The sequence below is a fragment of the Sinorhizobium terangae genome (genome assembly GCF_029714365.1).
GTDB lineage: Bacteria > Pseudomonadota > Alphaproteobacteria > Rhizobiales > Rhizobiaceae > Sinorhizobium > Sinorhizobium terangae.
On the sequence record NZ_CP121660.1, the window covers coordinates 974,099 to 996,385 of the forward strand.

General features: G+C 60.7%; 21 protein-coding genes. 11 read left to right on the forward strand and 10 right to left on the reverse strand.

Annotated features, from left to right (window positions below):
* The first annotated feature begins 28 nt into the window (after positions 1-28).
* A complete protein-coding gene (locus QA637_RS23265; RefSeq protein WP_153437197.1) occupies positions 29-1,252 on the forward strand; it encodes an MFS transporter in 1,224 nt (407 codons plus the stop codon).
* 97 nt (positions 1,253-1,349) lie between these two features.
* Here the strand turns inward: QA637_RS23265 and QA637_RS23270 are convergent, their stop codons facing one another.
* Both QA637_RS23270 and QA637_RS23275 read right to left on the reverse strand, forming a co-directional pair.
* Positions 1,350-1,715: a response regulator gene (locus QA637_RS23270; RefSeq protein WP_153437196.1), complete on the reverse strand. Its 366-nt coding sequence runs from the start codon at positions 1,713-1,715 to the stop codon at positions 1,350-1,352.
* Positions 1,712-4,582 carry a PAS domain S-box protein gene (locus QA637_RS23275; protein ID WP_283067199.1) on the reverse strand — a complete coding sequence of 957 codons (2,871 nt, stop codon included), beginning with the start codon at positions 4,580-4,582 and terminating at the stop codon, positions 1,712-1,714. Before QA637_RS23275 ends, QA637_RS23270 begins: the two co-directional genes overlap by 4 nt.
* Positions 4,583-4,787: 205 nt before the next feature.
* Between QA637_RS23275 and eglC the strand changes: the two genes are divergently transcribed.
* Complete coding sequence (gene eglC, locus QA637_RS23280; protein WP_283067201.1) at positions 4,788-6,185, forward strand: endo-1,3-1,4-beta-glycanase EglC; 1,398 nt, start codon at positions 4,788-4,790, stop codon at positions 6,183-6,185.
* Positions 6,186-6,241: 56 nt separating this feature from the next.
* Here eglC and QA637_RS23285 read toward each other — a convergent pair whose 3' ends face one another.
* Together QA637_RS23285 and QA637_RS23290 are read right to left on the reverse strand one after the other, a co-directional pair.
* Positions 6,242-7,231: a sugar-binding protein gene (locus QA637_RS23285; protein ID WP_283067203.1), complete on the reverse strand. Its 990-nt coding sequence runs from the start codon at positions 7,229-7,231 to the stop codon at positions 6,242-6,244.
* Between the two features lie 48 nt (positions 7,232-7,279).
* Positions 7,280-8,260, reverse strand: coding sequence for an NAD-dependent epimerase/dehydratase family protein (locus QA637_RS23290; protein ID WP_283067205.1), 981 nt, complete (start codon positions 8,258-8,260; stop codon positions 7,280-7,282).
* 261 nt (positions 8,261-8,521) lie between these two features.
* On the opposite strand from QA637_RS23290, the gene QA637_RS23295 reads away from it, so the two are divergent.
* Both QA637_RS23295 and QA637_RS23300 read left to right on the forward strand, forming a co-directional pair.
* Positions 8,522-9,262 (forward strand): ATP-binding cassette domain-containing protein, encoded by a 741-nt coding sequence (locus QA637_RS23295; protein WP_184108779.1) that lies wholly within the window; start codon positions 8,522-8,524, stop codon positions 9,260-9,262.
* Between the two features lie 137 nt (positions 9,263-9,399).
* Positions 9,400-10,398 (forward strand): ABC transporter permease, encoded by a 999-nt coding sequence (locus QA637_RS23300; protein ID WP_283067208.1) that lies wholly within the window; start codon positions 9,400-9,402, stop codon positions 10,396-10,398.
* A 25-nt stretch (positions 10,399-10,423) separates the two neighbouring features.
* On the opposite strand, the gene QA637_RS23305 is transcribed toward QA637_RS23300, so the two are convergent.
* On the reverse strand, positions 10,424-11,668 hold the full coding sequence (locus tag QA637_RS23305; RefSeq protein ID WP_283067210.1) for a S41 family peptidase: 1,245 nt from the start codon (positions 11,666-11,668) through the stop codon (positions 10,424-10,426).
* 276 nt (positions 11,669-11,944) lie between these two features.
* Here QA637_RS23305 and QA637_RS23310 point away from each other — a divergent pair, with 276 nt between their 5' ends.
* Positions 11,945-12,418: a DUF1772 domain-containing protein gene (locus QA637_RS23310; protein ID WP_283067311.1), complete on the forward strand. Its 474-nt coding sequence runs from the start codon at positions 11,945-11,947 to the stop codon at positions 12,416-12,418.
* Between the two features lie 5 nt (positions 12,419-12,423).
* Here the strand turns inward: QA637_RS23310 and QA637_RS23315 are convergent, their stop codons facing one another.
* From QA637_RS23315 to QA637_RS23335, 5 genes are all read right to left on the reverse strand, one after another.
* Complete coding sequence (locus QA637_RS23315; RefSeq protein ID WP_346283784.1) at positions 12,424-12,657, reverse strand: hypothetical protein; 234 nt, start codon at positions 12,655-12,657, stop codon at positions 12,424-12,426.
* 59 nt (positions 12,658-12,716) lie between these two features.
* On the reverse strand, positions 12,717-12,962 hold the full coding sequence (locus tag QA637_RS23320) for a hypothetical protein (protein WP_283067212.1): 246 nt from the start codon (positions 12,960-12,962) through the stop codon (positions 12,717-12,719).
* 37 nt (positions 12,963-12,999) lie between these two features.
* On the reverse strand, positions 13,000-14,130 hold the full coding sequence (locus QA637_RS23325; RefSeq protein ID WP_283067214.1) for a site-2 protease family protein: 1,131 nt from the start codon (positions 14,128-14,130) through the stop codon (positions 13,000-13,002).
* A gap of 147 nt (positions 14,131-14,277) precedes the next feature.
* Positions 14,278-14,580 (reverse strand): hypothetical protein, encoded by a 303-nt coding sequence (locus QA637_RS23330; protein WP_153439317.1) that lies wholly within the window; start codon positions 14,578-14,580, stop codon positions 14,278-14,280.
* Positions 14,581-14,746: 166 nt separating this feature from the next.
* The gene (locus QA637_RS23335) at positions 14,747-15,784 is read right to left on the reverse strand and encodes a substrate-binding domain-containing protein (protein ID WP_283067218.1); all 1,038 of its coding nucleotides are present in this window, start codon (positions 15,782-15,784) and stop codon (positions 14,747-14,749) included.
* A 171-nt stretch (positions 15,785-15,955) separates the two neighbouring features.
* On the opposite strand from QA637_RS23335, the gene QA637_RS23340 reads away from it, so the two are divergent.
* The 6 genes from QA637_RS23340 to QA637_RS23365 all read left to right on the forward strand — a co-directional run bounded on the left by QA637_RS23340 (position 15,956) and on the right by QA637_RS23365 (position 22,232).
* Positions 15,956-16,948: a Gfo/Idh/MocA family protein gene (locus QA637_RS23340; RefSeq protein WP_428843163.1), complete on the forward strand. Its 993-nt coding sequence runs from the start codon at positions 15,956-15,958 to the stop codon at positions 16,946-16,948.
* An 8-nt stretch (positions 16,949-16,956) separates the two neighbouring features.
* Complete coding sequence (locus QA637_RS23345; protein WP_283067220.1) at positions 16,957-17,859, forward strand: sugar phosphate isomerase/epimerase family protein; 903 nt, start codon at positions 16,957-16,959, stop codon at positions 17,857-17,859.
* Positions 17,860-17,920: 61 nt separating this feature from the next.
* Positions 17,921-19,150: an ABC transporter substrate-binding protein gene (locus tag QA637_RS23350; protein ID WP_283067222.1), complete on the forward strand. Its 1,230-nt coding sequence runs from the start codon at positions 17,921-17,923 to the stop codon at positions 19,148-19,150.
* Positions 19,151-19,372: 222 nt separating this feature from the next.
* Positions 19,373-20,275 carry a carbohydrate ABC transporter permease gene (locus tag QA637_RS23355; RefSeq protein WP_283067224.1) on the forward strand — a complete coding sequence of 301 codons (903 nt, stop codon included), beginning with the start codon at positions 19,373-19,375 and terminating at the stop codon, positions 20,273-20,275.
* On the forward strand, positions 20,272-21,099 hold the full coding sequence (locus tag QA637_RS23360) for a carbohydrate ABC transporter permease (RefSeq protein WP_283067225.1): 828 nt from the start codon (positions 20,272-20,274) through the stop codon (positions 21,097-21,099). The genes QA637_RS23355 and QA637_RS23360 overlap by 4 nt, the downstream gene beginning before the upstream one ends.
* Positions 21,096-22,232 (forward strand): ABC transporter ATP-binding protein, encoded by a 1,137-nt coding sequence (locus tag QA637_RS23365; RefSeq protein WP_283067227.1) that lies wholly within the window; start codon positions 21,096-21,098, stop codon positions 22,230-22,232. Before QA637_RS23360 ends, QA637_RS23365 begins: the two co-directional genes overlap by 4 nt.
* The last annotated feature ends 55 nt before the right edge of the window (positions 22,233-22,287 follow it).

Genomic DNA, 22,287 nt, shown 5'->3' on the forward strand with positions numbered 1-22,287 from the left:
GGGCGTCCTGATGACGAAGGAACACCTCATGTCTAATCCTTACAGAGAAATATTCAGTGTGCGGGGCGCGAAAGGCTTCTCCGCCGCGGGCTTTTTTGCTCGCTTGCCTATTGCCATGGCACCGATCGGCATTGTCGCCATGCTGTCGCAGACACGCGGGGAGTATTGGATCGCGGGCGCGGTTTCAGCAATATTCGCCCTTACGAATGCGCTCGTCTCTCCTCAAATCTCGCGACTGGTCGATCGGCTCGGCCAGTCGGCCATCATGGTGCCGACGACAGCGATCTCGGTCCTGGCTTTCATTGCTCTCATAGTGGGAGCGAACCAGGATTGGCCAGCGTGGGCGTTGTTCGTGTCCGCCTTTTTCGCGGCGGCAATGCCAAGCATTCCCGCGATGTTGCGCGCGCGCTGGACAGAGCTCTTCCGCGACCGTCCCGAATTGAACACGGCCTTCGCCTTTGAGTCGGCAGCGGACGAACTGGTTTACATCGCCGGCGCATCGCTCTCGGTCGGGCTGGCGGTCGCGCTGTTTCCGGAAGCGGGAATGCTGGTCAGCACCGTCTTCCTTGTGGTCGGAACTGCGGCTTTTGTCCTGCAGCGGTCGACTGAACCGAAAGTGCGTCACCTGGAGCACGGCGTTTCCCACGGATCGGCAATTCGGCTGCGACCGGTGCAGATCATAACGCTCGCCCTGGTATTCGTCGGCTCGATGTTCGCTACGGCCGAAGTCAGCGCCGTTGCAATCACCAAGGAGCTCGGGCAACCAAATGCCGCAAGCCTTGTCATCGGCGTCTACGCGATCGGGTCGTTCGTCGTCGGGCTGATCATCGGGGCCCTGAACCCACGCATGCCGCTGCAGAGGCAGCTGTTGATCGCTGTCAGTGTCCTTGCGGTGACGGCCCTGCCGCTCACTGTTGCCGATACGGTGCCGCTTCTGGCTCTCGCGGTCTTCGTGAGCGGCATCGCAATATCGCCGACCTTCATCACGGCCTTTGGCTTGATCGAGCGTCGGGTTCCGGAGTCAATGCTGACCGAGGGCGTCACGTGGGTGATGACCGGCATTGGAATTGGCATGGCACTTGGGGCCTTCGTCGCGGGTTGGGTGGTCGATAATTTCGGCGCGCAACACGGCTTCTTCGTATCCGTGATCGCCGGAGTGGCGTCCGTGGCAATCATCGCTTCGGGTCAGCGGATCCTGGCCGGAGGCAGAACGGAGGCTGCGGAGGAGACACTGCCCCAACCCGCGGAGTAGGAAAGAGCCCAACTCACCGACAACCCTGCGGCAGGTCATTCAAACAGGAGCAATCTGTCGTCTCGGACCCGGAATCGCACGGAAACCGGGGCGGCCATCACGTCGCGGGCAGAAGGCTTTCGACCTGCCGGATCAGTTCGGGGCCGTCGAAGGGTTTGGCCAGGCGAGGCAACGCACGGAACCGCTCCGGCAAGTCCGCCGCCGTATAGCCCGTCAGCAGCAGGACGGGCACGCCGCGCTCGAGCAGTTCATCGACGAGTGGATAGACAAATTCGCCACGTAGATTCAGGTCCAGCGTGGCGACTTCGAACTGCTGTTCGCGCGACGCGATGATTGACCCCTGCAAGGTCGTGAAGGGGCCCACCACGACGTAGCCGGCTGCGACGAGGTCGTCTTCGATCTGCAATGCCACCAGGAACTCGTCTTCGACGACGAAGACCCGGCATCCTTCGGACTCGGTCATTCGGCACCCCTGAGATAGGGCACGTCGATCGTGCAGTTCAGTCCTTTGGACGCAAACTCCAGGCGGACATCACCGCTCAGGTCGGAAGCGAGGACCCGTTCGAGAAGCAAGCGCCCGAAACCGTTTCGGCTTGGCGGCGAGACGGAAGGGCCTCCCGTCTCCCTCCAGCGGATGCAAAGCCGGTGGTCGGTCGGGTCGACAGTCCAATCGACGCTTACGCGACCAGCTTTTACGGAGAGCGCGCCGTGCTTGGCGGCATTGGTGGCAAGTTCATGCGCGGCCATACCAAGGGTCAAGGCATGTTTTGGCGGCAGCGTCGTTGGTGGGCCGTAGAGAGAGATGTTGTCTACGTTCTCGTTTCGATAGGGAGCCAGCTCATCGGAAAATATCGTCTCAAGAGAAACTCCTGACCACCTGGTCTCCGCAAGACGGGTATGTGCTTGTGCCAACGCCCGGATGCGGGCATCGAACGATCGCTGCGCATCGCGTGCGTCCGGGTTCATCGAAAAAGACTGTCGTGCGATCGAGTTGACCGTGGCCAGCGTATTCTTCACGCGGTGGCTGAGTTCAGCGACAAGCAGATCCCTCTGCGCCTCGGTCTCCTTTCGCTCGGTGATGTCCATGCAAATTCCGGCCAGACGCTCACCCGCCGCGCTGTCTGAGGGCGAGAACCGGCCAAAGGCTTCCATCCAGCGTATCGTTCCGTCGAACAGGCGCATGCGGTAGACGACATGATAGTCGTCGCGGGTCGCGAGGGCCCTCTCGATCGCCTGTTCGACGGCCGGAAGATCGGCGGGATGAATATCACGCTTGAAATCTGCAAGTGTCCCTTCGAATGTTCCCGGCTCGAGATGATGAAGCACCTCAAGTCCGGGTGACCAGATCACTCTGCCGCTCTGCAGGTTCCACTCCCAGGCGCCCATCCGCCCGGCATCCAGAGCCATTTTGAGCCGGCGCTCGCTTTCTCGAAGGGCTTCTTCTGTCTGCTTGCGCTCCGTGATGTCGATGAAGGCGGCCACGGCGCCCACTATTTCTCCAAGAGAGTTTCGCAGCGGAGTCGCGTTGCCGAGGAAATGGCGCGAATTACCATCATCGAACCGGACTTCCTGTTCGAAGTTCTCGACCTCTTCCCCGCGTGCCGCGCGCTGCACCGGCAGTTCATCGACCGACAACATCCTTCCCGCCGAGAAAATCTGAAACCCGGACGGCCGCTCATCAGGGGGCGCCGAAAGCGAGAGGTTCGAACCTGGCGGTAGCCGAAGCAACTCGTAGGCGCTTCGGTTACCCTCGATGACACGGCAGTCAGGCGTTCGTGTTATCCAGATGGGCGTCGGGACGGCCTCCATAATGGCCTGCATTTCGGCCGCGCGTGCCCGTTCGCTGGCCTCGTTGCGTCGCAGTTGCTCTTCCGCGAGTTGCCTCGCCTGTTCGGCCCGGATGCGCTGTATGCTGAATCCGAGCTGTCGGGCGATTGTCAGCGCAAGGCTGATCTCCGTCTCGGTAAACACATGGGCCTCGTCGTAATAGGCCATGAACTTGCCGATCAGCCTTCCCCCGGAGACCAAGGGAATAAACCCGAGCGCGGCAATGCCTTCCGATGCAATTGTCGCTCTGAGATCGTCGGAGAGGTCGGCTCCGGCCACGTCTTCGACGAAGATCGGATCCGGATCGTGCGCCCCCCGGGTCCATGGAGAATGGCCGTCGACGGCATGACGGTAATGTTCCGATAATCCGCTCGACGCCACGAAGCGCATTGTGTCGGACTGGTCGAACAACAGAATCGACGCGCGGCTGCAATTGAGCGCCGCTCTGATGGCATCCAGCGCCGCGTCGTAGACCTCTTCAAGGCCATTGGCGCGATGAAGCTTTTCAGTGAGGTGGTAGAGCGCAGCCTGTTCGCGCAGCCGCGCTTTCATAGTCTCTTCGGCTTGCCTCCATTCCGTGATATTGCGGGCGATTTTCGAGGCGCCGATTATTTGACCTGTGGCGTCACGAACGGGGGACACCGTGAGCGAGATATCCACAAGGCGTCCGTCCTTGCGCTGACGCTTCGTTTCGTAGTGATCGATACGCAATCCATTGCGGATGCGATCGAGGATATGGGGCTCCTCATTCTCATGGCCGGGCGGAATGAGAATGGTGATCGGCCTCCCGATCACTTCGTCGGCGGCATACCCAAACAGACGCTCGGCTCCCTTGTTCCAACTGGTGATGATGCCATTCAAGTCCTTGCTAACGATGGCGTCGTCGGAGGACTCGACGATCGCTGCGAGAAACCGGGAATCCTGTTCGGCCCGCTGGCGGCGTTCAGCCTCAAGCTGACTGGCGAGCAGTAAATTCGCGTCGTCGATCGCTGTTGCTGTGTGTACTTCGCCGGAGCGGGAAACGACCGGGTCTAGAACGTCTATTCGCTCTGGCTTCGCCCTCAGAACAGTTTCCGAGCCGTTTCGTTCACTGATATCGACAAGGAGATTGATAGCCCCCGTCATGATCCCCGATTTGTCAAAGATCGGTGTCGGGTAGGGAAGGACAGGAACCATCGTTCCATCCGGCCGTACAGCCACAATCTCGTGCCCAGTGATCGCTCGCCCCTCCTTGAGCGTCTGGGCCATCGGGCACTCGTCATGGGGCAGAATTGACCCGTCCGTCCGGCGCAACTCCCAACTGATGCACCAACGATCCTTGCCGAGCCTGGGCTCATGGCCGGCGAGATCCACGGCCGCCTGGTTAAAGTAGGTGATGATCCCCTCTCGGTCGGTGACGTAGACCGCCATAGGCAATGCATCCAGCGCCGCCCGAAAATCCGGCAAATCCGAAGTACCGATCTTGCTCTCCAGTTCTTTCGGCAGAGCCTCTGCGCTGCACATAGGTCCCTCCGCAAGCGCTCGCTGACCCCGGGAAACGCGGCACGGGGAGGTTTGTTCCGGATAAGCAGGCATGTCACTCGTATTCGAACCCCCCAACGTCACACGGGTAGATCCTCGGCCGACGCGATGGTAGGTTCCCCGCGGGAGGAGGAGGGGCTGCCCGGCCCAGTGGAGGAGACCGAGTAGACAATTCGGAGATGTTTTTATGAGCAAAACTGTGCTGAACGCCGTGGGCAAGCCGCTGTATTACAGCGGAAGTTCGACGGCATGGTTTTCCGCCAGCGGATCGGGCCCGACACTCTACGGGACGTCCGGTAACGATTCCATCTGGGGCGACAGTTCCGTCAATGTCACCATGATCGGCGGCAAGGGCGACGACATTTATTATCTCTATTCAGGAATTAACCGCGCCCATGAGGCGGCCGGCGAGGGTGTCGACACAATCAACACCTGGATGAGCTACACGCTGCCGGACAATTTCGAGAACCTGACCGTCACCGGCAACGGACGTTTTGCCTTCGGCAATGACGGCGACAACATCATCACCGGTGGCTCCGGAAGCCAGACGATCGACGGCGACGGCGGTAATGACGTCCTGATCGGGGCGGGCGGCGCCGACATCTTCGTCTTCTCGAAGGGCAATGGCAGCGATCTGATCACCGATTTCAGCTCGAATGACATCGTGCGGCTTAACGGCTATGGCGTGACTTCGTTCGACCAACTCCTCGACAATATGGTGCAGGAAGGTGGCAATCTCCGGCTTAGCTTCGCCAACGGCGAGAGCCTGGTCTTCGCCGATACGACGGTCGACGAACTGCAGGCAAGCCAGTTCCAATTGAGCCTCGACCGGTCTGTTCTGACCCAGACCTTTTCCGACGATTTCAATGCCCTGCAGCTCCGTGACGGCGCGAGCGGTATCTGGGATGCAAAATTCTGGTGGGCACCGGAAAAGGGAAGCACGCTCACGGGTAACGGCGAACTGCAATGGTATATCAACCCGGCCTATCAGCCGACGGCTTCCGCTAATCCGTTTTCCATCAACAACGGTGTCCTGACGATCACCGCGGCGCCGGCATCCGACGCCATTCAGGCTGAGATCAACGGTTACGACTATACCTCGGGCCTGCTCACGACTCATTCGTCCTTTGCCCAGACCTACGGCTATTTCGAGATTCGCGCCGACATGCCGGACGACCAAGGCGTCTGGCCGGCCTTCTGGCTGCTCCCGGCCGACGGCTCCTGGCCGCCGGAACTGGATGTCGTGGAAATGCGCGGGCAGGACCCGAACACCGTCATCGCCACCGTCCACTCCAACGAAACCGGCTCGCAGACCAGCATTGCCAGCGCCGTCAAGGTCGCCGACACAAGCGGCTTCCACAAATACGGGGTGCTTTGGACGGAAGACGAGATTGTCTGGTATTTCGATGACGTCGCGGTCGCACACGCCGACACACCCTCGGACATGCACGATCCGATGTATATGCTGGTGAATCTCGCTGTCGGAGGTATCGCGGGCACGCCGGCTGATGGTCTAGTCGACGGGGCTGAAATGAAGATCGACTACATCAAGGCCTATTCGCTCGACGCCGGCTGGCACATCTAAGATGTAGTCTTTGATGGGGGCCGGCACGACAAGTGGCCGGCCTCCACCATATGGCGTTACTTTTGAATGCAGGTGTCGACGGTATCCTTCGTGCACTCGTCGAGACCGGTGAACACCGGGTCTTCCACGGGCTTTCCGGCAATCAGGTCCAGCATTACCGATGGCGCCTTGTAACCCATCTCGAATGGCCGCTGGCCGACGAGCGCTGTTACGAGGCCCTCGCGCGCGATCGCGACTTCGTCGCCGATGGTGTCGGCGGCGCCGATGACAAAATCGTTGCTCGCGATCTTGTCGGCCATCGGCTTGAACAGGTCACGGTAGGGTTGCGGCGCACCGAACAACGGCCAGCCCCCCATGATGCCGAAGGCATCAAGGTCCGGGTTGGCCGCGAGGATATCGGTCATGGCCTGGACACCCTTGGCGCCGTCGTCATTGGTGAAGACCGGGCAACCGGCGACTTCTGTCCAGCCGCCTTCGCCCTTCAGTTCTGCGAGACCCTTTTGACCGGTCAGTGTGTCCCGCATCCCCTGCGCCCGGCGCAGGATATTGTCGGCACCGGGATTGCCTTCGATCGTGCAGATCTTGCCGCCGTTCGGCTTGGCCTTCTTGATGTATTCGGCGATCCGCGCGCCCATCAGGTAGTTGTCGGTGCCAAGATAGGTTTTGCGCAGTGCCGAATCTTCTGCAGCAAGATCCGCATCCAGCGTCATCACCGGAATCGACGGATTGGCCGTCTTCAGCGTTTGGGCGATGAGTTTTGCGTTGGACGGCGAGATGGCAATGGCCGCCGTTTCCGCCTTGCCCAGCATATCCTGGACGATCTGTGCCTCGCCGGCCTCGTCCGAGGTTGATGCCGGGCCAGTGTAGAAGCACTCATATTCCGAATCCGGGTTTTCCTTGTTCCACTTCTGGCAACCCTGGTTGATCGCTTCGAAGAAGGGGTTGTCGAGGCCCTTCACCACGATGACGAGCTGTTTCTTCTGGGCCATGGCCGTTCCGGCGCTGAGTGCCAAGACGGCAACGGCAAGCAATAGTGCCTTCCTCATTCCTTCCTCCCTTGAAACAAACGGGCACCCACGTGCCCGCCCCACAAATCAACCCGGGTACCAGACGATGCGCGGATCATCCTGCGAACGCTCGTACTGCCAAGCCGAGTCGATAAGCTTTTCCATGTCGTAGTCAGGTCGCCAGTTCAGCAGGTACTTCGCCTTGCTGTTGTCCATCCAGTTCGAGTGAAACTGGCTTGCTATATCGACTGAACCGAGGCCGCGGGTGCGGGCGAGATAAGCGGCAACCTCGCCATAGTCGACGGGCCTGTCCATTGAGATGTTGAAGAGCTGCCGCGTCGCGCGTGGATTGTCGATCGCCGCCAATATGGCGGAGACCAGATCATCGACATGCACGAAATTGCGTTTCAGCGGCCGCCCGTCGGCATCGCGCAGCAGCGGCACCGTGCCGTCTCTGGCGTAGCGCTTCGCGTCGGCCTCCGGAACGAAATTCTTCCACACTGGGCCGCCGAAGACGTCGTCGCCGAAAGACAACGTGTACTTGAAGTCGTCCTTCTCCATGATCCACGGCGCGCGCAGACAGCAGCCGTTGAGGCCGTACTGGATGCCGAACTGCTCCAGCATCACCTCTTCCAGCACCTTCGACAGCGCGTAGCACCCGGGATAGGCCTGATGCGGCACCTTCTCGGTAATTGGCCCATCATGGCGGTAGTAGAAATGACCGATGCCGGCGTCGCCGCCGATGAGGATGAACTGGGACGCGGTCGCGCTTGCCCGGAACTCGTCCAGCAGCCAGAAAAGTCCCTTGACCGTAACATCCATGACGTCGTCGGGAGTCTCCTTGCAGGTGGCGAGGTGCACCACGTGGGTGACGTCGGCGAGCGCTTCGGACACGATGCGCCGGTCGGCGATCGATCCCCGCGCCACCTCGACCCGGTCGGTTTCCGGGCACAAGCGATTATGACAAAGCGCGCGGACGCGCGCCTCGGCAAATCGCGGATCGTCAAGCAGCCCAGCAATGAAGTGCCGCCCGACCTTGCCCGTTGCACCGGTGACAAGGATAAGCATGCTCTTGCTCCCCTTTTCACAGCTAATATCCGCGCGCTTCACTCGTCAACGAGTATTTGTAATACAAAATGAATTCTTGTCCGCGCGAAGCGACTTGATTCGCACGACAATCGATTGACGCTGTCCGAAGGTTTTGCGTAAATTCGCTTAATCGCTCTTTCGGGGAGGAAATCGGAGAAGCGAGATCGCGACGGCTCCGCATCCGAGGTGGAGGGGTTTGGAGCGGCCGCAAGCCTGGAGCTATCGGGAGGATAGAGGGCCGTGGCGGTTCTCGAACTCGCCAACATTTCCAAACATTTCGGCGCCATCCAGGCGGTCAGCGACGTTTCGCTTTCGCTGGAAGCCGGGCAGGTGGTCGGCCTGATGGGCGACAACGGCGCCGGCAAGTCCACATTGGTCAAGATGATCGCCGGCAACTTTCGTCCAAGCCACGGGACGATGCGCCTCAATGGCGAGGAACTCGTGCTTCACCGACCCGTGGAGGCGCGCCAGTACGGGATCGAGATCGTCTACCAGGACCTGGCGCTCTGCAACAACCTGACGGCTGCGGCGAATGTGTTTCTCGGACGAGAATTGCGGCGCGGTCTCGGTCCGCTGCGCATTCTCGACCACAAGAGGATGTACAAGCGTGCCGGCGAGATTTTCAGGGAGCTGAAATCGGAAACGCGGCCGCGTGATCTCGTCAAACAGATGTCGGGCGGTCAACGACAAGCGGTGGCAATCGCCCGCACGATGCTCTCCGAGGCAAAGATCGTGCTCATGGACGAGCCCACAGCGGCGATCTCGGTTCGCCAGGTGGCGGAAGTCTTGAACCTGATCCGGGAACTGCGCGACCGAGGCATCGGCGTTATCCTGATCAGCCACCGCATGCCCGATGTCTTCGATGTCGCCGACCGCGTCATCGTGATGAGGCGAGGCCGAAAGGTTGCAGACAAGCCGATTGCCTCAAGCTCACCGGAAGAAGTTACCGGACTCATTACCGGCGCGATCGAGCAAGTATGATCGGACTACAGCGCCGCGCGTCCTATCAGACGCGCAAAGGACGCTGTAGCACTTTGAATTGCTGCATGTTTTTATCTTTAAATCGGCCACGATTTAAGGAAACATGCAGTGGCCGCGGAGAGAGACGAAGGTCGACGATGGCAACAACGCTGGAACGGACCATAGAACACAGACAACAAACCTGGCCGGCGGCGTTGCTCGCGAGCCAGACTTTCTGGGTGCTGATCGCGGTGATCTTCGCCTGCATATTCTTGTCTTTCGCCACCGACTCCTTCGCCACGGCGAAGAATCTCTACAATATCACCCGCAACGTGACTTTCGTCGCGATCATCGCTCTCGGCATGACCCTCGTCATCATTACCGGCGGCATCGATCTTTCCGTCGGATCCGTGCTTTGCCTGTGCAGCATGATCCTCGCGGTCGTCATGCACGCCGGCTATAGCATCGAGGTCGGCATCGCCGCCTCGATCGGCACCGCGCTTCTGATCGGTGCCTTCAACGGGGTCATGATCGCCTATCTGGGGTTTCCGCCTTTTGTGATCACGCTCGGTATGCTGTCGATCGCACGCAGCCTGGCGATGGTAGCGTCCAACAATACCGTCGTCTTTCAGTTCGGACCGGACCATGACAAGTTGCTGGCGCTCGGCGGCGGCGCATGGTTCCTCGGCATCGCCAACCCGGTGCTCTACATGGTCGCGCTGGCGCTCCTCACCGGTTTCGTGCTGCGCTGGACCAAGTTCGGCCGCTACGTCTTTGCCATCGGCGGCAACGAGCACGCGGCCACCCTCACGGGCGTCCCGGTCAGAAGGATCAAGGTTGCCGTTTATATGATCTCTGCGCTCGCGGCCGGGATCGCTGGCATCATTCAGACCGGCTGGCTCGGTGCCGTCACCACCAACATCGGCGCTGGAATGGAGCTTCAGGTGATTGCCGCGGCGGTGATCGGCGGTGCCAATCTCGCCGGCGGTGTCGGCACGGCCTCCGGAGCATTGATCGGAGCGGCGCTCATCGAGGTAATCCGCAACAGTCTTGGCCTGCTCGGCATCAACGCCTTCTGGCAGGGCACCTTCATCGGCGGCGCCACGGTGCTCGCCGTCCTGTTCGACCGGATCCGCAATTTCCGGCAGAGCGAATAGGCACCAGCCTCGCCGGAACTGCCGCTCAGCCCTTCGCCAGAACGCGCCGCATCTCCTCGATCGCGGCGTCGAACTGCGGATCTTTTCCCGCCGCGTAGGGCAGGCTGAACGGCGCCGGAATGTCGGGCTCAACGCCTCGCCCTTCGAGCCGCAGCCCCTCGTCGATGACGGCATCCGAGACTGCCAGTTCCAGCAGGCTGTCGTCAGGCAGCAGATAGGCGCGGCCGGCGAGCAGAGCCCCGGCCGTTCGCGTGCCGACGAGCGGAATTCCGTTCACCTTCAAGGCATAGGCGAAGAGTTCCAACCCGCTTCTGGCGCCTTCGTCGATGATCGCGACCACCGGACGGCGCCAGCGCACATTGGCAAGCGTCTCCTTGCCATTCCGATTGATCAGCCGGAAAGTCGGCGTGTCGCCAACGAAAAGCTCGGCCGCATCGGCCGGCCCGCCGCCCCACCGGCCGCGCAGATCGACGATCACGCCCTCTGCATCCTTGAGGCGCCCGGTTGCAAGCTCGCGTGCGACAATGTCCAGCCCATCTGCGGTCGAGAGCGTCCACAGTCGAAGATAACCGATCCGCCGCCCATCATGCTCCGTCACTTTGACGCTGTTCTCGATCGCCCTCTCGAATGTCCGCAGCGGCCTCAGCCGCTCGACGGCAACCTTAACGGCGATGGGTTCGGCACCCGCCTGACGCCGCAACCGCACCTCGACGTTTCGCCCGGCCTTGTCCCGAAAGGACTCGATTTCGCGGTAGGGGGCGCCATCCACCGAGAGAATCTCGTCGCCAACGAGAATTCCCGCGCGGTCGGCAGGTGACCCGTCATAGACATCGGTGACGAACCGCGGGCCAGTGCTTTGTGTGACCATGCCGATGCCGGCATAGTTCACTTCGCCGTCAGGCGGAAACAATCGCCGCATGTCGTTGCGTATGGCAAAGCGGAATATATCAATGAGCTCGAAGTAGTCGATCGTATCGCGTTTGAAGCGGGCGGTATGGGACGCACCGAGACTGGCGAGGATCGTGTCGATTGCCCTGTCGACCTCGGGCTGCGAACTCTTGGCGGTTAGCGGCACATCTTCGATCTCGTGACGCACCGTCGCGGCAAACCGGTCGAGCGCCGATGTGTCATGAAAGTTGTCGACCACGAGCTGCACCGCTCGGTCGAAGACCGGATGTCCCGATCGCGGCGGCTCAAGGGCGAAGGCGTGCCCGGTTGTGAGAAATAGCAAAAAAATGAAGGGGAGGGAGCCGACCGTCCTTGCGCGCATGGGCCGATTTTCCGTTTCTGTTTCGGCTGCTGCATGTTTCCCTAGAACGTCGCCGATTTAGGGATAAAAACCTGCAGTAATTCAACGTGCTACAGCGTCCTTTGCGCGCCCAATGAGACGCGCGGCGCTGTAGTATCGGCGAAACCGCGGCTGGATTGCGACGTTGGCAAACAACATTCCGTGATGTCGCGGCGCTTCCGGTGGTTTGTGAGCGCAGCGGGGAACAACGCCCAGGCGAGCAATGTTCGGTGATTTGTCATGGCTGGAAGACGAACAATCCCCCTATACCTGACTGCACTTGCCACGCTCTTGCTGACGGCGCTCAGTCTCGGCCCGTCATTTGCCCATGTGCTCGAGGCGCCGCCGCGGCTCATCGTGTGGTCGCCTGAACTCTGGCGAGAGGCGACAGTCTTCAACGGTCAATTCGAACTCTTTGCCCGGATCGGTGGCCTGCTGGACGTCGCGGCAATATTGGCGGCGGCGTTGCTCACTTATCTGCTCGCGGGTGAGCGCCCTGCCGTCTGGTTTGCCTTGGCGGGCACCTGTCTGTTGGTACTGGGCCTCGGAGCGTGGTTTACACTCGTTGCACCGGTGAACGCCGTGTTGGATAGCTGGACGCCTGGTCCCATCCCGAGCGATTTCGCGTCGATTCGGTTGCAATGGGAAACCGGACATATGGTGGTCGCGGCGGCAAAATTCGTGGCCTTCGCGTCGATAGGCATAGCAGTGCTGGGGCCGCGGCTGCCGTGAATGGCTCAGAGCGCGACAGCCATCGCAAGGAGGATGAAGCTGATCAAGCCAAACACCGCCCGTGCGACATGGGAAAATTCCCACTGATCACGCAGATTGGTCCAATCCGGATCACCGGATTGAGCAGGATCGCGCGAAGCGGCGAGCGAAAAGAAACCGGCGCTCACGCCTCTCAATTCGACATCCTTAAGCCAGAAATTGTTCACCGGATGCGTCAGGGCCCAGTAGATCGCCTGCATGGCCAATAGTCCGATGAAGGCTGAGGCTATCAGCCAGAACGCCAACGTGCCGGGAGGCGTCAAGAACAGGAGAATGGCGCTGAACAACAGGCCGAGCGGTTCGGCCGCGCCTCCGATGGTGAAGCCGGGATAGTAGATGGTTGAATGGCGAAATACTGTTCCCTGGCCAATCTGAGCTTGCCCGGCAATTCGAGCGCATGCGCCAGCGCCAGCGCCATGGCGACAGCCACGATGGTGATCGTCAGAACCTGCAAGGCAAGGAACATGGTCGAACCCGTTTCCGCTTCAGGGGTCGAACGCTTCATCCCATGTTCGGTTCCCATGCATTCGCCGCTGAAAGATTCAAAAATGGGTGTATTTACCCTTGCCCCGGCGCAGGTGGCCGAAACGGAAACTGCCGGATGCGGCCGCGCGCACCATCATCATTTCGCCGATCGTCTCATGGGTCATGAGACCGACGAGATGGTCCGAACTGTCGACCACCGCAACAGCGGGAGAACTTGTCTGCTGCATCAGCTTCAGGCTCTCTTCGAGACGTTTGCGATAGTGGATCCGCGGTATGTCGTTGCGCATCGCGGTGACGACCGGCGTCTCGGCTCCTCTTTCCTTCAGAGTGCGGATCATGTCGTCGCGTGTCAGCAGGCCCTCGAAACGCCCGGTGGCGTCGACGACGGGAAACTCGCGTTGCGTCGTTGCAAGCAGCATCTCGATCGCCTCATCGATGCTCGCCGAGCGGTCGAGCCTTGCGAATTCGGTGATCATGACATCGGCGATGAGTACACTGCCCGACACAGCGCGGATATGCGCGTTCTGTGCTTCGGCCGTCGCAGCCAGATAGACGAAGATGGCGATGAAGATCAGCAGCGGATTGTAGAACAGGCCGATGAAACCAAAAACAAAAGCGAGACCCTGGCCGATTGCCGCGGCGATTTCGGTTGCCCGTGCCCAGGTGAGGCGCGAGGCAAGCGCTGCGCGCAGCACGCGGCCCCCATCCATCGGAAAGGCCGGGATCATGTTGAAAAGCACGAGAAACACATTGACCCCGGCAAGTCTTGCGAGAAAGCTCCTTCCGGGATCTTCGACACCGGCCATCTGCTCCATGCCGACCGTTCCGCCGAGCGCAAGAAAGATGAGTCCCGCGATCACGACATTGACGAGGGGACCGGCAATGGCGATCACAAACTCCTCGCGCGGTTCCTCGGGCATGCGTTCGAGGCGGGCCACGCCGCCGATCGGCAGCAGCGTGATATCCGGCGTCCTGATTCCGAAATAGCGCGCGGCAGCGATGTGCCCGAATTCATGCAGCACGACGCAGACAAAGACGGCGATGATGAAAACGATGCCTTCCCATGCGGCAGGCGCGCCGCCGATGCGGTAATGCATCAGCCATATCCAGACAAGCAGGAGCGCGAAGGTGACATGCAGCCGTATCGCCGTGCCGCCAATCGTTCCAATCCTGAGAGACCAACCCATGTGCGTCCGCTCCCGCGTCCAGTTGCCGGCAGGCAGGCGTCCTCTTCGATGACTTCGGCCGACGCGACAACGCTATGATAGTCGATCACCTCGGCTTCGCTATGGCGAAGATTTCCAATTGCGACGGTCGAGTTGCGTCAAAAACGTTCAATAGGCCCGCGGCGGCACGAACAGACAAATTGTCTTGCTGTGTTCCTCACCCGCGGCGGAGCACCAATGGTAAAAGCCGTCCGGCGAGATCCGCACCCTCCCGTCGGTGTAGGGCAACACTTCGCCGGTGGCCCTGATGATATAGCCTTGCGGACGTTCGCTTATTGCTGTCTGGGTGACCTGCCGGCAATCCAAGTTTGAGCAGCAGGAATTCGGGTATTTCCATCCGCTAGGGGCGTCATGGGCAAAGGCGGTCGTTGACAAGCCGAGAAGGGCAGGGACGAGGAAAATTCCGCGCATCGCGATCTCCTTTCAGGACGGCTCCGACGGGGAGTTGGATCGAAGTCGACAATAGACCTAAGTCTTCAAACGCCGGAATCGCGGAAATGATCCGTTGCGGCGGTCGGCACATGATCAATTCGGGGGGCGGCTACAACGACGCCACCCGCGGGGAGGATGCGGTCACTCAGCGCTGCGGGATGAGGAACGCATCGCTCTCGCCCTCGACAAGTTCCATGGGCCAGACCTCGTTTGCCGGCGCGTCCGGGTAATGATCTTTGAACGCCGGCATGGCGGAAAGCAGGGTTTCCGCCAGCGCGATGCCGAGGTCGCGTAGCGACAGGCGGAAGCAGGTGAGTGGCGGCGAGAGGAAATGCGCGTGGGGGCTGTAGCGCCCGATCACGGCGATGTCGCGCCCTGGCTTCATGCCAGCCTCGGAAAGCGCCTGGTAGAATCCGATCGCGATCGTCTCGTTGATCAGCACGATCGCCGTCGGCGGTTTGTCGAGCGCGAGAAGGTCACGAGCGATCTGGTAGCCGCCCGCTTCGTTCGGCGTCGAGCGGAAGATCAGATCCTCCTCCAGGGGTAGTCCGTGCGCCGCCAGCGCCTGGCGGCAGCGGTCGACGAAGATGTAGCCGAGGTTGACGTCGTCGTGCGGCCGCGTGACGGCGATGCGCCGATGCCCGCGCGCAACCAGCCGGTCGATCGATGCCTGCGCCATGCCCTCGAAATCGAGATCGAGCCAGGGCTGGCCGGCATTCGTCAGGCTTCGGCCGAGCGTGACGAAGGGGATGTTGCGTTCGGCCAGGAATTCGATACGGGGATCGTCCCGCTGGGTTGCCGAGAGGATCAGCCCGTCGGCGAAGCCGCGGGCCACGACGCGGCGCAGATAATCGTTCGGATCCTCCTGCGACGAGCAGAGCAGGGCGACGAGATCGAGTTTGTGTCTGGCAAAGACCGCCTGAACGCCGTCGAAAACGCTCATGAAGAATATGTCGCCCTGGCCGGTGATCTCAGTGCCGGTCTGCATCATGAAGCCAATGATATTGGTCGTGCCCTGCCGGAGGCTGCGGCCCGATTGGTTCGGGACGTAACCCAGGTCCGCGGCAGCCTGCAGCACGCGCTTACGGGTCTCTTCATTGACGTCAGGCTTGCCGTTGAGCGCCCGCGAGACGGTTCCTATGGAAATATCGAGATGTTGCGCAAGGCGCCGAATTCCCTTCATCCCGACCATCTTCCTCCGCCGTTCGTCCACTCGTCTCCGAATCCCTATTGACATGTTTCGGAAACTCCGCATAGTTCCGTAAACGTTTACGGACGCCAAAACAAGGCGATTTCGGAGGCTTGCGGGAGGAGAAACGGGATTTTGCGCGCAGTTCTGTGCGGGTGCGGAGCTATGGCCAAAGGTTGGCTCAAGGCGATCGCCGCAAACCGCGAACTTCAATCATCGATCCGCATTGTCGGATTCGTCGACGTGAATATCGATGCGGCCTGGGCGCTTGCCAGGGAGTTCGATATCGCGGACGCGATCATCGCCTCCGATCTCGATGCCGTGTTGAGCGAAACCAAACCGGACCTGCTTTTCGACATCGTCGTGCCCACTGCCCGTCATGAGGTGGTTGCTGCAGGCTTCAGGCACGGCTGCCACGTGCTGAGCGAGAAACCGATGGCGACCTCGCTTGCCGCCGGCCGGGAACTCATCCGCCTTGCGGGCGAGGCAGGAAAGATCCACGCCGTCGTTCAGAATCGCCGCTTTATCTCCGGCGTGCGCCGTATCCGCCGCTTCGTGGAAAGCGGCGCGATCGGCAAACTGACCGGTCTCCATTGCGACTTCTTCATCGGCGCGCATTTCGGCGGGTTCCGGGAAGAGATGGACAACGTGCTGCTCTTGGACATGGCAATCCACACTTTCGATGCGGCGCGCTTTATCGCCGACAAGACGCCGCTCGCGGTCTATTGCCACGAAAGCAATCCGCGCGGCTCCTGGTACGCGCACGGTGCAGCCGCGAACGCCATCTTCGAGTTGTCGGACGACGTCACCTTCACCTATCGCGGCTCGTGGTGCGCCGAGGGCGCCAATACGAGCTGGGAGAGCCAGTGGCGGATCATCGGCACCGAGGGCACGCTGCTCTGGGACGGAGCCGAGAGCTTTCAGGCCAACAGGGTGGCCGGTAGCGAAGGCTTTCTGCGTGAACTGCTCCCGATCGAGGTCCCGGAACCTGCAGATCAGGCAGAGACGCATGGCCACGCCAGCGTGATCGCAGATTTCGTTGCGGCCATCCGCTCCGGCAAGAAGCCGGAAACGGCGAGCGACGACAACATCAACAGCCTTGCCATGGTGTTTGCGGCGATCGAAAGCGCCCGCACCCGGCAACGCGTGACAATTTGAGGTATCTGATGAGCAATCCAGCCAAATCCATCCGCATCGGCACGATGGTCAGCGCCACCAAAGGCGACGCGGCCAGACGCATCGGCCAGATCGCCGACATGGGCTTCGAAAGCTTCGAGCCGTTCTTCTGGCAGACCACGAACGGCCAGGACCTCGCTGAACTCGGCAAGCATTGCAAGGACACTATCGGCGATCGCGACATCACGATCTCGACACTCGGCATGTTCGGCAATCCGCTCGAGGAGACCGACATCGACCTGCAGACGCTGCAAGGCTGGAAGGATTGCATCGACAATGCGCATCACTTCGGCGCGACCTGCGTCGCGGGGTTCACCGGCCGCATCCGCAATCGTCCGCTTACCGACAGCCTGCCGCGCTATCGGAAGATCTGGCGGGAGCTCGCCGCTCGCGCTGCCGACAAGGGCGTGAAGATCGCCTTCGAGAATTGCGCCATGGACGGCAACTGGGCGACCGGCGACTGGAACATCGCCCACAACCCGGATGCCTGGGAACTCATCTTCAACGAGACCCCGGACGAGCATATCGGTCTCGAATGGGAGCCCTGCCACCAGATGGTCTACCTGATCGATCCCCTGCCGCAGATCCGCAAATGGGCGTCGAAGATTTTTCACGTGCACGGCAAGGACGCGACGATCCGCTGGGACGTCATCCGCGAGCACGGCATCTTCGGCAAGGAAAAATTCGTCTTCATGCGTACGCCGGGTTTCGGCGACAGCAACTGGACCGACATCATCTCGGAACTGAGGCTCGCCGGTTGGTCCGGCTCGATCGACATCGAAGGCTGGCACGATCCGGTCTATCGCGATGCGCTTGAAATGACCGGCCAGGTCCACGCGCTCAATTACCTGAAGACCTGCCGGGGCGGCGATTTCGTCGTCGATCCGGTCTGAGACATGCCCGACGACCGGCATGGAGGATGCCGGTCGGGGAGAACCATGAGAGGAGGAGACTATGGGTATTCGCAGATTTGCAATCCTGGGCACCGTCGCCCTCGGCACCTCGTTGGCGGCATTCGCCGCCAATGCAGAAGATGTGACGATCAGTGTTTGGTCGCTGGATCGGGACATTCAGCCGGCGCCGAACTTGATCAAAGATTTCAACAAGCTGAACACCGGAATTAAAGTCGAATATCGCCAGATCCAGTTCGACGACGTCGTCAGCGAGGCCATGCGCGCCTATTCGACGGGACAGGCACCGGACATCATAGCGGTCGACAATCCGGAGCACGCGCTCTTTTCGTCGCGCGGCGCGTTCCTCGATCTCACCGACATGATTGCAAAATCGTCGGTCGTTAAGGCCGAGAATTACTTTCCGGGACCGCTCGCGTCGGTGACCTGGGAAGGGAAATATTACGGGATTCCCAAGGCGACCAACACGATCGCGCTCTACTACAACAAGGACATGTTCAAGGCGAAAGGCCTTGACCCGAACAAACCGCCGCAGACCTGGGACGAACTGGTGGAGGCCGCGCGCAAGCTGACGGACCCGGCCGCGAATGTCTACGGCCTCGCATTCTCCGCCAAGGCGAACGAGGAGGGGACATTCCAGTTCCTTCCCTGGGCGCAGATGGCCGGCGGCGGCTATGACAACATCAATACGGAAGGCGCGGTCAAGGCGCTCGACACCTGGAAGACGATTATCGACGAGAAACTCGCCTCTCCGGATAGTCTGACACGCGGCCAATGGGATTCGACCGGAACGTTCAATTCCGGCAATGCGGCGATGGCGATTTCCGGCCCGTGGGAACTCGACCGGATGATCCAGGAGGCGAAATTCGACTGGGGCGTAGCGCTGCTGCCGGTGCCCGACATCGGCGCCGAACGCTCCTCGGCGATGGGTGACTTCAACTGGGCGATTTTTTCCAGCACCGACCATCCCGAAGAAGCCTTCAAGGTGCTCGAATACTTCGTTTCGCAGGACGACAGGATGTTCAAGGATTTCGGCCAACTGCCGGCCCGCTCAGATGTCGCTATCCCGCCGACCGGCCAGCCGCTGAAAGATGCGGCGCTCAAGGTTTTCCTCGAACAGTTGAAATATGCCAAGCCGCGTGGCCCGCACCCGGAATGGCCGAAAATTTCCAAGGCCATCCAGGACGCGATTCAGGCGGCGCTGACGGGTCAGATGAGCTCCAAGGAAGCGCTTGACCAGGCAGCCGAAAAAATCAAGGCGGTTCTGGGCTGAGAAGAGCCGCCGCTTCGGTAGCGGCGGCAGTCACCGGCGGATCATGAGGTCCGCACGAGTTTCCTCCCGAGAGAGGCGATCTCCGGCTTCGGCCGGGATCGCCACTGCATAGTCCCTTAAATCGGCTCAGATTTAAGGGACTATGCAGGAAATCTCAAAGCGTTACAGCGGCCTTTGCGCGTCTGAACAGACGCGCGGCGATGTAAGGGGCAGAGGTAGCCAATGAAGAGAATCCTAGCCAGCGTGACGGACGGAAAAGGCTTCGACATCGGCCTCGTCCTGTTACCGCTCGCCTTCCTGTTCGCGATGTCCGGGCTGCCGCTCGTCTATAACGTCGTGATGAGTTTTCAGGAGGTCGACATGTTCAGCCTCGGCAGCATCGTCCGGCCTTTCGTCGGCCTCAAGAACTATGTCGACCTGTTCGCGCAGCCCGAAACCCGGCCCATTCTCCTCAACACCGCGCTCTTCGTCAGCGCCTCGATCGCCGGTCAGTTCCTCATCGGCTTCGGCCTCGCTCTGTTCTTCTGGATGAATTTTCCGGGAGCGTCGTGGCTGCGCGGGCTCTTTCTGGTTTCCTGGGTCATGCCCGGCCTGGTCGTCGGCGCCATCTGGAACTGGATTCTCTCTGGCGATTTCGGCGTGCTCAACTTCTTCCTGCGGGAGACGGGTGTCATCGAAGGCAACATCTTCTGGCGCTCCGATCCGAACTATTCCCTCTGGGCCGTCATCATCGCCAACATCTGGCTAGGCACGTCCTTCAACATGATCCTGCTTTCGGTCGGGTTATCGGGCATACCGAAGGACCTCTATGAGGCAGCCGAACTCGATGGAGCCAACGCGCTCCAGCGGTTCTTCACGATCACCCTACCGATGATGCGTTCGACGATTGGGGCGATCGTCGCGCTCGGCCTGATCTTCACCCTGCAGCAGTTCGACCTCTTCGCCGGCATCACCTCGGGCGGACCGAACAACTCGTCCAACGTGACGCAATATTGGGCCTGGGACCTTTCGTTCCGGCAATACGACTTCGCCAAGGGTGCGACGATCTCGGTGATCATGATCGTCTTCGTGATGCTCGCTTCCGTCGTCTATGTGCGCTCCACCCGCCATGAGGTCCGAGGATGAGTGATCAATTGCGCAATCGGGTAATGCTCGCCGTCGCATTGTTGCTCGCGGCCATCTACCTCTTCCCGCTTTACTGGATGTATATCACGGCGCTGAAGACCGGCTCGGCGATGTTCGCGACCCCACCCAAATTTCTGCCCAGCGAGCCGCAATGGAGCATCTACTCCTATGTCTGGGAAAGCCGCAACATGGGCCGCTACCTCTGGAACTCGCTGGTCATCGCAGTAGGGGCCGTGTCGATCATCTCGGTGCTCGGCGTCGGTTGCGCCTATGTGCTGGCGCGCTACCGCAATGTCTGGGTGGATATCGGGCTGTTCCTCATCCTGATGCTGCAAGTGTTGCCGGCCTCGCTGATGGTGACGCCGATCTTCGTCGGTTTCTCGCAGATCGGCCTGCTCGAAACGCCGCGGCTTGCCGTCATCCTGGCGATAGCGGCCAAGAGCATGCCGTTCTTCGTAGTCCTCGTCCGGGCAACCTTCATGAGCGTGCCGATGGAGCTTGAGGAGGCGGCTCTCGTCGACGGCAATTCGCGTTTCGGCGCCTTCTTCAACATCGTGTTGTCGCTTGCCAGGAACGGCATCCTCGTCAGCGCCGTCCTGATCTTCATGCAGGCCTTCGGTGAGTTCGTCTATTCGAAGTCGATGATCCAGGCCGTCGAACTGCAGCCTGCGAGCGTCGGGCTCAATTCCTTCATGGGACCGAACACCAATGAATGGAACAACATCATGGCTTATGCCACGATCTATGTGACCCCCATCCTTGCCGCCTTCATCCTCTTGCAGCGCCGTATCGTTTCCGGCCTCACCTCGGGAGCCCTCAAATGACTCTTCAGATCGAGCTCAACGGCGTCAACAAGTATTACGGTGCCTTCCACGCGCTGAAGGACATCAATCTCGCGATAGAGGAGGGGACCTTCGTCGCCCTCGTCGGTCCGTCCGGCTGCGGCAAGTCCACACTGCTGCGCTCGCTCGCCGGGCTTGAGAAGATTTCGACCGGCGAGATGAAGATCGCCGGTCAACTGATGAACGATGTACCGCCGCGCAAGCGCGACGTTGCGATGGTCTTCCAGTCCTATGCGCTCTATCCGCATATGACCGTCGAGGAGAACCTGACCTACAGCCTGCGCATTCGCGGCGTGAAGAAGGCGGAAGCCCGCAAGGCGGCGGAAGAGGTGGCGTTGACCACGGGCCTGTCGCATCTGATGCAGCGTTATCCCCGCGAGCTCTCGGGCGGCCAGCGCCAGCGCGTCGCGATGAGCCGCGCCATCATCCGCCATCCCAAGGCTTTCTTGTTCGACGAACCGCTTTCGAATCTCGACGCGGCGCTTCGCGTGCATATGCGCAAGGAAATCCGCGCCCTGCACGACCGGCTCAAGGCAACCTCGGTTTATGTAACGCACGACCAGATTGAGGCGATGACCATGGCAGACCATGTCGTCGTCATGCGCGACGGCATCATCGAGCAGCAGGGTCGACCGCTCGATCTCTATGATCGCCCCGCTAACAAATTCGTGGCCGGCTTCATAGGCTCGCCCGCAATGAACTTCATACAGGCGATCGTCGGGGAAGATGGTGCGCACATCGTTCTCGACTTCGGCAAGACGCAGGCGAAACTCGCGATTGGAAGCCGCCTTTCACCGGGCACGTCCCTTACTGCGGGGATCCGCCCGGAGCACATCAAGATCGTTGCTGAAGGACAGGGTGCTTTCGACGTCCCGGTCGGCATCGTCGAGTCGACCGGCTCGGCCACGTTCATCACGTCGGCGACCACGCCAGAGTTGACGATCGTCGAGACCGGGCGCGGCGACGCGAAAAGCGGCGACATCATCGGCCTTGGGATAGACTTGGCGCAGCTGCATCTCTTCGACATCGCAACGGGCCGGCGGATCGAACTGCAAAGTGGCCGCGTCGGAATCGAGCCGCCTCGGCACCTCCACGTTGCGGGTCATGCGAGCTAGGCAATCGCCAATTCAGGCGGTTGCCTCATCTGAGAAAATCGCCATAACGCTTTGT